11 protein-coding genes and 1 tRNA gene are annotated in these 13,260 nt (G+C 69.9%); 10 read left to right on the plus strand and 2 right to left on the minus strand.

Annotated features, from left to right (window positions below; all coding sequences use genetic code 11):
* Positions 1 to 47: 47 nt before the first annotated feature.
* The 3 genes from B4V04_RS09385 (at position 48) to B4V04_RS09395 (ending at position 2,428) form a co-directional block, all read left to right on the plus strand.
* Positions 48 to 965, plus strand: coding sequence for an EamA family transporter (locus B4V04_RS09385; RefSeq protein ID WP_498231103.1), 918 nt, complete (start codon positions 48 to 50; stop codon positions 963 to 965).
* A gap of 105 nt (positions 966 to 1,070) precedes the next feature.
* Positions 1,071 to 2,309, plus strand: coding sequence for an endonuclease/exonuclease/phosphatase family protein (locus tag B4V04_RS09390; protein ID WP_498231105.1), 1,239 nt, complete (start codon positions 1,071 to 1,073; stop codon positions 2,307 to 2,309).
* Positions 2,310 to 2,344: 35 nt separating this feature from the next.
* A tRNA-Leu gene (locus B4V04_RS09395) sits at positions 2,345 to 2,428 on the plus strand.
* Positions 2,429 to 2,878: 450 nt separating this feature from the next.
* Here the strand turns inward: B4V04_RS09395 and B4V04_RS09400 are convergent.
* Positions 2,879 to 3,322 (minus strand): hypothetical protein, encoded by a 444-nt coding sequence (locus B4V04_RS09400; RefSeq protein ID WP_498231107.1) that lies wholly within the window; start codon positions 3,320 to 3,322, stop codon positions 2,879 to 2,881.
* Positions 3,323 to 3,497: 175 nt separating this feature from the next.
* On the opposite strand from B4V04_RS09400, the gene B4V04_RS09405 reads away from it, so the two are divergent.
* From B4V04_RS09405 to B4V04_RS09425, 5 genes are all read left to right on the plus strand, one after another.
* The gene (locus tag B4V04_RS09405; RefSeq protein WP_498231109.1) at positions 3,498 to 4,769 is read left to right on the plus strand and encodes an outer membrane protein assembly factor BamB family protein; all 1,272 of its coding nucleotides are present in this window, start codon (positions 3,498 to 3,500) and stop codon (positions 4,767 to 4,769) included.
* A 113-nt stretch (positions 4,770 to 4,882) separates the two neighbouring features.
* Positions 4,883 to 6,538: a CTP synthase gene (pyrG, locus tag B4V04_RS09410; RefSeq protein WP_498231111.1), complete on the plus strand. Its 1,656-nt coding sequence runs from the start codon at positions 4,883 to 4,885 to the stop codon at positions 6,536 to 6,538.
* Positions 6,539 to 7,456 carry a glutamine-hydrolyzing GMP synthase gene (guaA, locus tag B4V04_RS09415; RefSeq protein WP_498231112.1) on the plus strand — a complete coding sequence of 306 codons (918 nt, stop codon included), beginning with the start codon at positions 6,539 to 6,541 and terminating at the stop codon, positions 7,454 to 7,456.
* Positions 7,456 to 7,842 (plus strand): DUF7126 family protein, encoded by a 387-nt coding sequence (locus tag B4V04_RS09420; protein ID WP_498231113.1) that lies wholly within the window; start codon positions 7,456 to 7,458, stop codon positions 7,840 to 7,842. The genes guaA and B4V04_RS09420 overlap by 1 nt, the downstream gene beginning before the upstream one ends.
* A gap of 395 nt (positions 7,843 to 8,237) precedes the next feature.
* Positions 8,238 to 9,545: an acetamidase/formamidase family protein gene (locus B4V04_RS09425; RefSeq protein WP_498231115.1), complete on the plus strand. Its 1,308-nt coding sequence runs from the start codon at positions 8,238 to 8,240 to the stop codon at positions 9,543 to 9,545.
* Between the two features lie 13 nt (positions 9,546 to 9,558).
* Here the strand turns inward: B4V04_RS09425 and rdfA are convergent, their stop codons facing one another.
* Positions 9,559 to 10,182 carry a rod-determining factor RdfA gene (gene rdfA / locus B4V04_RS09430; protein WP_498231116.1) on the minus strand — a complete coding sequence of 208 codons (624 nt, stop codon included), beginning with the start codon at positions 10,180 to 10,182 and terminating at the stop codon, positions 9,559 to 9,561.
* A gap of 151 nt (positions 10,183 to 10,333) precedes the next feature.
* Between rdfA and lhgD the strand changes: the two genes are divergently transcribed.
* On the plus strand, positions 10,334 to 11,542 hold the full coding sequence (gene lhgD, locus B4V04_RS09435) for an L-2-hydroxyglutarate dehydrogenase (protein ID WP_498231118.1): 1,209 nt from the start codon (positions 10,334 to 10,336) through the stop codon (positions 11,540 to 11,542).
* A 208-nt stretch (positions 11,543 to 11,750) separates the two neighbouring features.
* Complete coding sequence (locus B4V04_RS09440; protein ID WP_498231120.1) at positions 11,751 to 13,223, plus strand: acetyl-CoA hydrolase/transferase C-terminal domain-containing protein; 1,473 nt, start codon at positions 11,751 to 11,753, stop codon at positions 13,221 to 13,223.
* Positions 13,224 to 13,260 lie beyond the last annotated feature (37 nt).

The raw sequence follows: 13,260 nt of genomic DNA on the forward strand, positions 1-13,260 counted from the left end.
GACCGGGATCGAACGCTTCTTTCCCCGACCGGGCGTCGGGTCGATCGATGGAACTCGGTCTCCCCTCCGCGATCGGGGCCGCGGTCGTCTGGGGGGTGTACGTCTTCGTGCTCAAGCGCTCCTTCTCCGGCTACCCGCCGGCCGGGCTCACGGTGCTGATCAACGCGGCGGCGATCGCGTGGTTCCTGCCCGTGACCGTCGCGACGAACGACCTCGGCGGCGCGGCGCTCGCGGCCGACCCGCTCGGCGCGCTCGGGACGCTCGCGCGGTCGCTGGCGGCGGTCGACCCCGCGGCGGTCGCCGCCCTCGCCGGCACCGCGACGGCGACCGCGGCCGCGTTCGTGCTCTTCCTCCGGGCGATCGCTCAGGGCGACGTCTCCTACGTGACCCCGATCAACAAGGTCGTCCCGATGTTCGTGCTCCCGATGGAGGTGCTGCTGCTCGGGCAGGTGCTCGCGCCGATCCAGATCGCCGGCGTCGTCGTCGCCACGGCGGCCGTCTACGTCGCGAACTACGACCCGGGGAGCCTGCTCGCGCCGCTCGTCAGCGCGGTCCACTCCCGCCCCGCCCAGCTCGCCCTGGTGAGCGCGGCGTGTTTCGCCGTCGCCGACCTCGGGAAGCGCGTGGCGCTCCAGGAGCTCGCGATCCCGGGGACGCTGTGGGTGCCGCTGCTGCTCGCCGGCTCCGCCCTCGTCCTGTTGCCCGCCGCGATCCGGACCCGGCCGACCGTCACCCGGGACGACGCGCCGAAGTTCCTCGCCGTCGGCGCGCTCGTCGCGCTCGGCGAGCACCTGACGACGATCGCGTTCGCGTCGCTCCCAGCGAGCGTCGCCTCGCCGGTGATCAACACGCAGGCGATCGTCGCCGTCGTGCTCGGCGGAGTCGTCCTCGGCGAGCGATACTTCCGCGTCCGCCTCGTCGCCGCCGCCCTCGCCGTCGTCGGCGTGTCGATGATCGCGCTGTGAGGGCGGATTTGGACTCGTCCGTTCGACGCCGGATAGAGTTATTACTATCAACGTATTGAGAGATATTTAAAATCTTAATACTTCATAAATAATAAACACGGTCGCATGCCACACCAGACCTCACGGCGGAGCGTGCTGAAGGCGATCGGCGCGGCGGCGGCCGTGCCCGGAATCGTCGGCACCGCCGCGGGGCGGGGCAACGCGCCCACGCCGCGGTACGCCGCGTTCAACGTCGTCGAGTTGGGTACCCAACAGGTACAGGAACCGGGCGACGAACAGGCGGAGGCCGCGGCCCGCGTGATACAGGAGGTCGACCCGGACGTGCTCGTGGTCAACGAGCTCGCGAACAACATTCAGGAGGCGACCGTCAACGATGTCCCCACGGACCAGACGAACATCGAGGCGTTCGTCGAGAACTATCTCAGCGAGCCGCAGGGGAAGAACTTGGAGGGGATCGAGTACGAACACACGCTCCAGCCCGAGAGCAACACCGGGGTCCTCCCGGAGGAGGAGTACGACTTCAACAAGAACGGTGAGTTCGGGCGTCCCGGCGACGCGTTCGGGTTCGGGACTTATCCCGGCCAGTACGCGTTCGGCATCGCGAGCAGGTACCCCTTCGACGAGGACGCGATCCGTTCGTTCCAGAAGTTCCTGTGGGCGGACATGCCCGACAACCTGATCCCGGTCGCAGGCGACGAGGGGGTCGACACCGAGGACAGCATCTACCTGACGGAGGAGGAACTGGAGGTGTACCGGCTCTCCTCGAAGACCCACATCGACGTCCCGTTCGACGTCGACGGCGAGACCGTCCACGGCCTGTTCTCGCATCCGACGCCGGCGGTGTTCGACTTCGACAACAACTTCAACGGCCGCTGGAACCACGACGAGAACCGGTTCTGGGCCGACTACGTCGCCGGCGCGGACTACATCTACGACGACTCCGGAACTGAAGGCGGTCTCGACGACGACGCCTCCTACGTGCTGCTCGGCGACATGAACGCCGGCCCCGGCGACGAGCCGCTCGACCCGGCGACGAAATACTTCGTCGACAACGACGACTTCAACAGCCGCAGCCTCCCGACGAGCCCGGGCGGCGCCACGCTAGGGAACCAGTACGCGACGGCCGACTTCGGGGGGGAAGGGTCCAAGGTCGACTGGGTCCTCCCCTCGCCCGATCTCTCGAAGCGCGCCTCGTCGGTGGTGTGGCCGAATCCGAACGCGAACAAGCGCGGGCTCGCGGACGACGTGGCAGACGCCTCGGACCACCGCCTCGTGTGGGCCGACATCGCCGTGCAGCCGGGTTCCTCCGAGGGAGGACGCGGGCGCGGCCGGGGAAACCGGTGAGTTAAACCACCCGGAGGGCTTGGTGCCGACTGCGTGCGAGGGTAGCCAAGCCCGGAAACGGCGGCGGACTCAAGATCCGCTCCTGTAGAGGTCCGTGGGTTCAAATCCCTCCCCTCGCATCGCCGGGGTCCACCCCCGTGATGCGGAAGACGCTCTCGGAGCGCTCTTCCCTCGCAACATCTCACACTCGATTCACTCCTAGCCGCTGGCGTCGCCAAGCCCGGAAACGGCGGCGGACTCAAGATCCGCTCCTGTAGAGGTCTCGTGAGCGAGCACCGCGAGCGAACGAGAGCACGCGAGTCGCAGCCGGCGAGCGAAGCGAGCCGGACCGTCTCGCGGCGGTCCGTGGGTTCAAATCCCTCCCCTCGCATGAGCGCGTCCACAACGCGCGAATGCACACGAGGGCGGGATTTGAATCAGGGAGCGCCTCCGGCGCGACCGTGGTTCAAATCCCTCCCCTCGCATCGTCGGGGTCCACCCCCGTGATGCGGAAGACGCTCTCGGAGCGCTCTTCCCTCGCAAAATCTCACACCCGATTCACCCTCGACTCGTATGACTTCCAGCGGTAGCTACGCCGTCCCCGCGCTCTCGTTCCGGTACCGGGCGAGCGCGAGCCCGGCGAAGACGACGACCGCGAGCTGGGCGCCGACGCCGAGCGTGGACCCGAGCGCCTGGAGGACCACCGCGGCGCCCTGTCGCGGCTCGGCTATCAGCAGCACGACGGCGGTGCCGACGAGGGTCACGACTGCAGCGGCGAGGCCGGCCGCCAGCGCGATCCGACCGTCGCTCCGCGGGTCGTCGCGTCGCCGCCCGACGGTGAACGAGACGCCGAACAGGAGGCCGTAGACGAGCAGGAACGAGACGAGCTGTCCGGCGGCGACGTACAGCCCGAGCCGCTGAACCGGCGGTGCGTCTATCGGCGACGACACGAGGAGCGGTGGGAGCCGGCGGAGGACGCTCAACGCGAGCGCCACGCCGGCCGCGACGAGCGGAGGGACCGCTGACAGGTTCATGGGACGGGTGCGACTGTCTCCGCGAGGGAGGAGTAGCTTTCGCCCGACCGTGGGCCGACCCGCTCTCGCTGGGCGTCCCCCGTCCCCGCCGCTGACGTCCCCCGTCCCCGCCGATCCCTGACCGCCGCGCTCCCGAGCGGTATGTCTTTTTACCCTCACCCGCGAACCGCTATCCATGACCGAACGGACGCGTCGCGACTGGCTCCGCGTCGCCGGCGGCGTCGGCGTCGCGGGACTCGCGGGGTGTAGCGCGCTCGGCGGCGACCTGTCGGACGACGGCGACGACGGGGAGTCCGACTTCGAGGGCGCCGACCTCCCGCTGGACCTCGACGACCGACCGCAGTCGCCCGAGGGGCTCACCTCGCAGTTCCGGCAGGGGCTCCGGAACCACGGGCACATCGACGCGACGATCCCCGAGACCGTCGACGTGGAGTGGGCCGTGCCGGCGAACCGCGGCGACCACACGGCCTCGAAGGGGAGCCCGATGCTCGCGCCGTCGGGCGACGTTCTCGTCGCCGACGACACGGGCCGCATTCAGTCGATCGCGACGGACGGGGAGCCGAACTGGTCGACCTCGATCTCCGACGACGACCGCGGGAGCCACGGCACCCCCGCGATCGCGGACGGCGCGGCGTACGTGGGGACCTACGACGGCGTCGTCTCCGCGGTCTCGGTCGCGGACGGCGAGATCCTGTGGCAGACCGACGTCGGCGACGCGGCCGCCGCCAGCCCGACCTACCACGAGGGGCGGCTGTACGTCGCCGTCGAGTACGCGACGCCGAGCGGGACCGTCGTCGTCATGGACGCCGAGAGCGGCGACGTGGAGTGGCGCGACGACCGGCCGACCGACCACCCGCACTCGACGGTCGCCGTCGACTTAGAGCGCGACCGCTTCCTCTTCGGCTCGAACGACGGCCACGTCTACGCCTGGTCGGTCTCCGACCGCGAGCGCGCGTGGACGTACGACACCGGCGGGGACGTGAAGGCGCCGATCGCGGTCAGCCGCGGGATCGCGGTGGTCCCGTCGTGGGCCGAGACGGTCACCGCCGTCGACGTCGCCGACGGCACCGGGCTCTGGGAGTTCGAGACCGACGACATGGTCATGTGCGCGCCCGCGGTCCACGACGGGACGGTCTACGTCGGGAGTCACGACGGCAACGTGTACGCCGTCGACCTCGCGACCGGCGAGGAGGAGTGGTCCACCCCGGTGAACGGCTGGGTGACGGGCAGCGTGACCGCGACGAACGAGCACGTGCTCGCGGGCTCGTACGACGCGCACCTCTACGCGCTCGACCGCGCGGACGGCTCGGTGACGTGGGCGGTCGAGGGGCGCGGCGACGTCACCAGCGCCCCGTTCGTCACCGACGACGCGATATACTACGCCGAGCGCGCTCCGGAGGGCTCCGACGAGGCCGGGATGTGCTACAAGCTCGCCGCGCCGGAGTGAGTCGGGGCGGTGTTCCCCGACGCCGGTCCGGAGCGCGTCGCGGGTCCGTCACGAACGTCCACCCGAAACGGAGGGTCCGAAACGGTTTTGCCGGCCCCTGACGGACGGTCGATATGCCAACGGATCCCGACACAGGGTACGACCCGTCGCTGGGTCGGAAGTTCGTGTTCGTCACCGGCGGCGTCATGTCCGGGCTGGGGAAGGGGATCACCGCCGCCAGCACCGGGCGGCTCCTCGCGAACGCGGGCTTCGACGTCACCGCGGTGAAGGTGGACCCCTATCTCAACGTCGACGCCGGGACGATGAACCCGTACGAGCACGGCGAGGTGTACGTCCTGAAGGACGGGGGCGAGGTCGACCTCGACTTGGGCAACTACGAGCGCTTCCTCGGCACCGACATGACGTTCGATCACAACGTCACCACGGGGAAGACGTACCAGCACGTCATCGAGCGCGAGCGCGCCGGCGACTACCTCGGCAAGACCGTCCAGATCATCCCCCACGTCACCGACGACATCAAGCGTCGCATCCGGGAGGCCGCCGAGGGGTCCGACGTCTGCCTCGTCGAGATCGGCGGGACGGTCGGCGACATCGAGTCCATGCCGTTCCTCGAGGCGCTCCGCCAGTTCGCCCACGAGGAGGACGACGAGGACATCCTCTTCACGCACGTCACGCTCGTCCCTTACTCGAAGAACGGCGAGCAGAAGACGAAGCCCACCCAGCACTCGGTGAAGGAGCTGCGCTCGATCGGGCTCCAGCCGGACATCTTAGTCGGCCGCTCCGAGGACCGGCTCGACCCGGAGACGAAAGAGAAGATCGCCTTATTCTGCGACGTGCCGACGGACGCCGTCTTCTCGAACCCCGACGTCGAGGACATCTACCACGTCCCGCTGATGGTGGAAGACGAGGGGTTAGACGAGTACGTGATGGAGCGGCTCGGGCTCGCCGAGGAGGCGCTCCCGAAGGCCGAGCGCTCGACGGAGTGGCGCGAGCTGGTCACCCGCGACCGCGACCGCGAGCTCGACGTCGCGCTCGTCGGGAAGTACGCCCTCGAAGACGCGTACATGTCGATCCACGAGGCGCTGAAACACGCCGGGATCCAGACCGGGACCGAGGTGAACGTGCTGTGGGTCGACGCCGACGAGACCACCGAGCGCCACGAGGAGCGGCTGGCGTCGGCCGACGCGGTCGTCGTCCCCGGCGGGTTCGGCTCCCGCGGGACCGACGGGAAGATCGAGGCGGTCCGGTACGCCCGCGAGAACGACGTCCCCTTCCTCGGGCTCTGTCTCGGCTTCCAGATGGCGGTCGTCGAACACGCCCGTAACGTCCTCGGGCTGGAGGGCGCCCACTCCGCCGAGATCGACCCCGACACCCCCCACCCGGTCATCGATCTGCTCCCCGAGCAGTACGAGACGGAGGACATGGGCGGCACGATGCGGCTCGGCGCCCACGAGACCGACATCGAGCCCGGCACGCTCGCGGCGCGGGTGTACGACGCCGACTCCTGCACGGAGCGCCACCGCCACCGCTACGAGGTGAACCCCGAGTACATCGACCGGTTGGAGGCCGACGGGCTGACGTTCTCCGGGCGCGCCGACAACCGGATGGAGATCTTAGAGCGCCCCGACCACCCGTTCTTCTTCGGGACGCAGGCGCACCCCGAGTTCCGGTCGCGGCCGGACCGCGCGAGCCCGCCGTTCGTCGCCCTCGTCGAGGCGGCGCTGGGATCGACGGACACAACCGAACGGAACGCGGACGTGAGGCTATAGATGGTCGATACGGACGAGTTCATCGACGAGGCGATAGCGGAGATCCGGGAGGCGATCGGCGACGCGAACGCCGTGATCGCCCTCTCCGGCGGGGTCGACTCCTCGGTCGCGGCGACGCTCGCGTACGAGGCGGTCGGCGACCAGCTCACGCCCGTCTACGTCGACACGGGGCTGATGCGCAAAGGGGAGACCGAGGAGATCCGCGACACGTTCTCCTTCATGGAGTCGCTGCGCGTGATCGAGGCGCAGGACCGCTTCTTCGACCGGCTAGCGGGCGTCACCGACCCCGAGGAGAAGCGCCACGTCATCGGCGAGGGGTTCATCGACGAGTTCGAGACGGTCGCCCGCGACGTCGACGCCGACTACCTCGTCCAGGGGACGATCTACCCCGACCGCATCGAGTCCGAGGGGAACATCAAGTCGCACCACAACGTCGGCGGGCTCCCCGAGGTCGTCGACTTCGAGGGGATCGTCGAGCCCGTGCGCGACCTCTACAAGGACGAGGTCCGCGAGGTCGCCCGCGAGCTCGGCCTCGAAGAGATCATCTCCGAGCGCATGCCGTTCCCCGGCCCCGGGCTCGCCGTCCGCATCGTCGGCGAGGTGACCCCGGAGAAGGCCGACGTCGCCCGCGAGGCGACCCACGTCGTCGAGGAGGAGCTGGAGGAGTACGACCCGTGGCAGGCGTTCGCCGCCGTCCTCGGGAAGGCGACCGGGGTGAAGGGCGACAACCGCGTGCACGGCTGGGTCGTCGCCGTGCGCTCGGTCGAGAGCCGCGACGGGATGACCGCCCGGGCGCAGGAGCTCGACTGGAGCACGCTCCAGCGGATCCAGAGCCGGATCACCGGCGAGAACGAGAGCGTCGCCCGCGTCGTCTACGACGTGACCCACAAGCCGCCCGCGACGATCGAGTACGAGTGATGGCGGGGACTCCCGCCCGACCCGACGGCGGCCGCGCAGAGGGCGAAATCGCCGTCGTCGCCGGACCCGACGAGCACGGCATCGGCGAGGAGCTCGCCGCGCTCGGCGTCGAGGTCCGCCGGATCGACGGGCTCGTCACCGCCGACGCGCTCTCCGACGCCGGCATCGCCGAGGCCGCCTACTTCGTCCTCACCGACGTCGAGGAGGCGACCGGCATCCCGATCGCTAAGGAGCTGCAGCCGTCCGTCCTCGCCGTGACCTACGCCGAGCGGTCGCTGCCGGCGTTCGTCGCGACCGTCGCCGACCTCGCGGTCGACCCGGCACTGATGGACGCCGCGACCGTCGCCGAGGAGCTGGTCGACGGCGCCGCCGACCGCGCGGCGTAGTCGGGTACCACGCCGATCCCGACACCGATATTCATAAGAAACTCGAGTATTCTGCGAATTGTACCGTTGTTCGAAATCGAACGCTCAGCCGCCATCGCCGTTTCGGCGAAAACGCCGCTTCTGCCAGACTGTGGCCCGCGTACGCTTGCGTCTCCGACTCACACCGGTTACCGCCGAACTCGCCGGAAATAGCGCTCCGAAATCCATTTAAAACGCGTCACGCGGGCGGTACGGCTCAGACTCGCGTTCGGACCCCGGGCCGTCGACGTTTTGTGTATCGGAATGACGGTTCTCTCGTTCGCTATCCGTTTTGAAACGTTCTCTCCCCGCGCGACCGCCGCCGCGGTTCCGCGAGCAGTAGCGTTATTTCGGTGTGTCACGTACCCTGGTGTGTTATGTCACAGCAAGAGATCGAAGAGGAGCTGTACGTCGACCAGTACACGCTCGGGCTGGTCGGCCCCGACCAGGAGTGGGCCGGAACCGTCGCCGACGGCGGCACGGTGAAGACGTACACGCCCCCCGGGTGTTGGGGGCCGATGGTCACCCCCTCGTTCCGGGGCGGCCACGAGGTGACGCGGCCGATCCGCGTCGAGGGCGCCGAAGTCGGCGACGCCGTCGCGATCCGCATCCGCGACGTGGAGGTGACGAGCATGGCGACGAGCACGGGGTCGATGGCCGAGCGCGAGGAGGCGTTCCGCGACGACCCGTTCGTCGACCACCGCTGTCCGGAGTGCGGGACGACCTGGCCCGACTCGGTCGTCGAGGGGACCGGCGAGGACGCGATCCGCTGTGCCGAGTGCGGCGCCAACGCCTCCTCGTTCGGCTTCGAGTACGGCTACACCGTCGCGTTCGACCACGAGAACGCGGTCGGCGTCACGCTCGATAAGGAGGGCGCCCACCGGCTCGCGCTCGACGCCGACGAGGTGATGGACATCCCCGAGAACTCCCGGCAACACCCGATCCTCCTGTACGAGCCCGACGGAATGCCCGGCACGCTCGGTCGCCTCCGCCCGTTCATCGGCAACATCGGGACGACGCCCTCCGTGACGATGCCCGACTCCCACAACGCGGGCGACTTCGGGCAGAGCCTGATCGGGGCCGACCACGACTACGGGGTCGAGACCGAGGAAGACCTCGAAAAGCGCACCGACGGTCACATGGACATCCCGGAGGTCCGTCCGGGCGCCACGCTGATCTGTCCCGTCGCCGTCGACGGCGCGGGGATCTACGTCGGCGACCTCCACGCGAACCAGGGGGACGGCGAGCTCTCCCTCCACACCACCGACGTGAGCGGCACCGTCACCATGGACGTCGAGGTGATCGAGGGGCTCGAGCTCGACGGCCCCGTGCTGCTCCCGAACGAGGAGGACCTCCCCTTCATCAGCGCGCCGTACACCGACGCGGAGCGCGAGGCCGGCCGCGAGCTCGGCGCGGAACACGGCGTCGAGACGGAGACGGAGATGGCGCCGATCCAGGTGGTCGGCTCCGGCGCCACCGTCAACGACGCCACGCAGAACGCCTTCGACCGCGCGACGAAGCTCTTGGACATGAGCGAGGGCGAGGTGCGCGGGCGCTGCACGTTCACCGGCGGCGTTCAGGTCGGGCGGCTCCCGGGCGTCGTCCAGCTCGACATGCTGGCGCCGCTCGACGTCCTCGCGGAGCGCGGCCTCGACGGGCTGGTCCGCGAGCAGTACGACCTGTAGCGCCGTCGTCGGGCTACGCTTTCGACTCCGTCGCCTCGCAGTCGCAGCCGCCCGACGAGAGCAGGTCGGCGACGCCGTACCGCGATCCGCAGTCCGTACACAGCACGCTCACGTCGACCAGCACGCGGAACTCGCCGAGGGTGAGCGCCGGGGTCTTCCGGAGCCCCCGGAGCTTCGACTCCGCGACCGAGACCAGCCGGCCGCGGAGCTTCCCGATCGCCCGGGCCGCGGTCGTCGCACGGTCGCCGTCGTCGCGCTCGTACTCCGCGCCGCGGTGGTCCCGGAGGTAGCTCCGGACGGCCTGATACGTTACCACGTCGCAGTCGAGCGCGTCGACGTCGACGCCCTCGCGTTCGAGCCGGCGGCGGAGCTGCGTCCGGTCGGCGGCGGTGACCTCGTCGCCCGTCAGCGACCGCACCACCGCGTCCACCTCCCGCGCCGACAGCCGCACTCCGGTCTCGTCGAGTCGGGCCTCGACGAGCCGGCGGTTGAACTCGGCGGCGAGGTCGCGCAGGCTCGTGTGGTCGTCGCCGGTCGCCGTCCACCGCGCCTCCAGCTCGTCGCCGACGCCGTCCAGGCCGTACTCGTCGAGGAGGCGCGTCACCTTGTTCCGACGGCCGCCGTCCGTGTCGGTCATTCGTCGGTATCACGGGCGGGAAGCGACATAGGCGTTACCGTGGCCTCGACGGGTCGCGGCGGGACCGGTTCGCGAACGGGGCCTCGAACCCGTTCCGGTATGCCCCGAACGGCACCTATATCCCACCGCCTCCGGATCCGTCGGACACCAAATGATGCGCCACGACGTCGCCATCGTCGGCGGCGGCTGCGTCGGGCTGTCGGTCGCCAAACACCTCGCCGAGCGCACCGACCTCGACGTCGCCGTCTTAGAGAAGGAGCACCACCTCGCCTCGCACCAGAGCGGCCGGAACTCCGGGGTGCTCCACCCCGGGTTCAACTACCCGCCGGGCTCGAAGAAGGCGCGGTTCGCCACCGAGGGGACCGCCCGGATGAAGGCGTACTGCGAGGAACACGACGTCCCCTGCGAGGAGCTGGGCGTCCTCGTCGTCGCGACGGACGACGAGGAGGAGGCGCGGCTCGACGACCTCGCAGAGCAGGCCGAGGCCAACGGGGTCGCCTACGAGCTGCTCGACTCCCGCGAGGCGATCCGCGCGCACGAACCGCACGCCGAGGGACAGGCCGCGCTCCACGCTCCGGAGGCCGCCTCCGTCGACTCCGAGCAGTACGTCTACGCGCTCGCCCGCGAGGCCCGGGAGCTCGGGGTCACTATTTACACGGGCTACGAGGTCTCGCGGATCGAGGAGGCGGCCGAGGGGTACCGACTCGATACGAGTAACGGCCGGTTCGAGGTCCCGTACCTGGTCAACGCCGCGGGGCTCCACGCCGACACGCTGGCCCATCAGGTTGGCGTCGGCGAGGAGTACCAGGTGGTCCCGTTCCGCGGCGAGTACTACGAGGTGCGCCCCGAGCGCGCCGAGCTCTGCGAGACGATGATCTACCCGACGCCGAACCCGGAGCTCCCCTTCCTCGGCGTCCACTACACCCGCCGCACCGACGGCAAGGTGATCGTCGGCCCGAACGCGGTGCTCGCGTTCGGTCGCGAGGCGTACGACAACACCGACGTCGACCCCCGCGAGCTGCTCGAGACGCTCACCTACGGCGGCTTCCGGCGGCTGCTCTCCTCGCCGCTGATGCTCTCGGTCGCGTGGGCGGAGCTGAACAAGTCGTATCGCAAGGAGAAGTTCGCGGCGGCCTCCCAGAAGCTCGTGCCCGACGTGCGCGCCGAGGACTTACAGAAGAGCTACGCCGGGATCCGCGCGCAGCTCGTGAGCGACGACGGCGAGCTGGTGAAAGACCCGCTGTTCGTCGAACGCGAGGACGCCGTCCACGTCCTCAACGCCGTCTCCCCCGGGCTCACCTCCTCGCTGCCGTTCGGCGAGCACATCGCGGAGCGGCTCGCGGCGAAGGTGACCGTTTAAGTCCCGGCCGTCCGACGTTGCGAGCACCACTCACGGGGCGGCGCCGGAGACTGACGACCCGCCGCACGCCCCGCGTCGGACCCATGACACCACGCACGCCCATCCCGACCCGCGGCGGCCCCGCTCGGGCCGCCACCGACGGTCGCATCGCCCCTCGCGAGCGCCACGTCCCTCGCGAGCGCTCCATCCGCCCGAATCGAGGGTACCGATGAGCCGCGGGCCCGACCGGCGACCGGTCCGGCGCCGGCTCAACGGCGACGTGCCGCTCGTCGACGCGGAGGCGGCGGCCGCCGCGATCGACGCCGACGCGACGGTGCTCACGAGCGGCTTCGGCAGCGTCGGCTACCCGAAGGCGATCCCGCTCGCGCTGGCGGAGTCGTCCCGCGACCTGTCGCTCACGCTGGTCGCCAGCGGGAAGGTCGGCGACGAGATCGACGTCGAGCTCGTCGGCTCGGGGCAGGTCGAGCGCCGGTTCTCCTACCAGTCGTCGCGGGTCGCCCGCGAGAAGACCGACGCCCGCGAGATTGCCTTCAGCGACCGCAACGCCTCCTCGATCGGCGACGAGGTCCAGTACGGCGGGCTCGTCGACCCCGACGTCGCCGTCGTCGAGGCGGTCGCGGTCGGCGAGGACTGGTTCGTTCCCTCCACGTCGCTCGGACAGGTGCCCGCCTTCGTCGAGGCCGCCGACGAGCTGTACGTCGAGCTGAATCGTCACCAGCCGCTCGAACTGCAGGCGCTCCACGACGTGTACCGACCCGACGCGCCGCCGAACCGCGGACCGATCCCGCTCACCTCCCCCGGCGAGCGCATCGGGGACGCACACGTCGCGTTCGACCCCGAAAAGCTCGCCGGCGTCGTCGAGACGGAGATCCCGGACTCGACGTACACCTTCCGGGACCCGACCGATGACGACCTCGCGATCGCCGCCAACCTCGGCTCGTTCCTCCGCGAGGAGCTGGCGCGCTCCCCCGTCTTCGACGACGCGGTCCACCTCCAGTTCGGCGTCGGCTCGCTCGGCAACGCCCTGATGGGCGAGCTGCAGGCGCTCGACTTCGGCGACCGCGAGGTGGTGTACTTCGGCGAGCTCATTCAGGACGGCCTCTTCGACATGCTCGACGCCGGCGGGCTGGAAGCCGCGAGCGCGACGTCGCTCGCGCTCACCGACGAGGGCCAACAGCGCCTCTTCGAGGACGTCGAGCGCTACGCCGAGGACGTGGTGCTCCGGCCGGCCGACGTCTCCAACCACCCGGGGCTCATCGACCAGTTCGGCGTGATCGGCGTCAACAGCGCCATCGAGTTCGACCTCTACGGCAACGTCAACTCCACGCACGTCCGCGGCGAGCGCATGATAAACGGGGTCGGCGGCTCGGCCGACTTCAACCGGAACTCGCTGATCACGGTGTGTGCGCTCCCCTCCGCGCTCGACGACGGCGCGGTCTCGCGGGTCGTCCCGCAGACGTTCCACGTCGACCACACCGAACACGACGTCGACGTCTTCGTCACCGAGCAGGGCGTCGCCGACGTTCGCGGGCTCTCGCCGGTCGAGCGCGCGGAGCTGATAATCGAGCGCTGCGCGCACCCTGCATTCGCGCCGGAGCTGCGCTCGTACCTCGACGACGTCTGCGAGCGGGAGTACCACATCCCGCAGGACGTCGAACGCGCCGCTGAGTGGTTCGAGTAGGTCGGAAAACTTCGGAGGGCGCTACGTCGCCCGCGCC

The organism is Halorubrum sp. B52 (genome assembly GCF_059752555.1).

Bases quoted from the DNA above. Each gene is read 5' to 3' on its own strand.
- B4V04_RS09385 (WP_498231103.1), top strand. From the start codon at position 48: ATGGAACTCGGTCTCCCCTCCGCGATCGGGGCCGCGGTCGTCTGGGGG.
- B4V04_RS09390 (WP_498231105.1), top strand. From the start codon at position 1,071: ATGCCACACCAGACCTCACGGCGGAGCGTGCTGAAGGCGATCGGCGCG.
- B4V04_RS09400 (WP_498231107.1), bottom strand. From the start codon at position 3,322: ATGAACCTGTCAGCGGTCCCTCCGCTCGTCGCGGCCGGCGTGGCGCTC.
- B4V04_RS09405 (WP_498231109.1), top strand. From the start codon at position 3,498: ATGACCGAACGGACGCGTCGCGACTGGCTCCGCGTCGCCGGCGGCGTC.
- pyrG (WP_498231111.1), top strand. From the start codon at position 4,883: ATGCCAACGGATCCCGACACAGGGTACGACCCGTCGCTGGGTCGGAAG.
- guaA (WP_498231112.1), top strand. From the start codon at position 6,539: ATGGTCGATACGGACGAGTTCATCGACGAGGCGATAGCGGAGATCCGG.
- B4V04_RS09420 (WP_498231113.1), top strand. From the start codon at position 7,456: ATGGCGGGGACTCCCGCCCGACCCGACGGCGGCCGCGCAGAGGGCGAA.
- B4V04_RS09425 (WP_498231115.1), top strand. From the start codon at position 8,238: ATGTCACAGCAAGAGATCGAAGAGGAGCTGTACGTCGACCAGTACACG.
- rdfA (WP_498231116.1), bottom strand. From the start codon at position 10,182: ATGACCGACACGGACGGCGGCCGTCGGAACAAGGTGACGCGCCTCCTC.
- lhgD (WP_498231118.1), top strand. From the start codon at position 10,334: ATGATGCGCCACGACGTCGCCATCGTCGGCGGCGGCTGCGTCGGGCTG.
- B4V04_RS09440 (WP_498231120.1), top strand. From the start codon at position 11,751: ATGAGCCGCGGGCCCGACCGGCGACCGGTCCGGCGCCGGCTCAACGGC.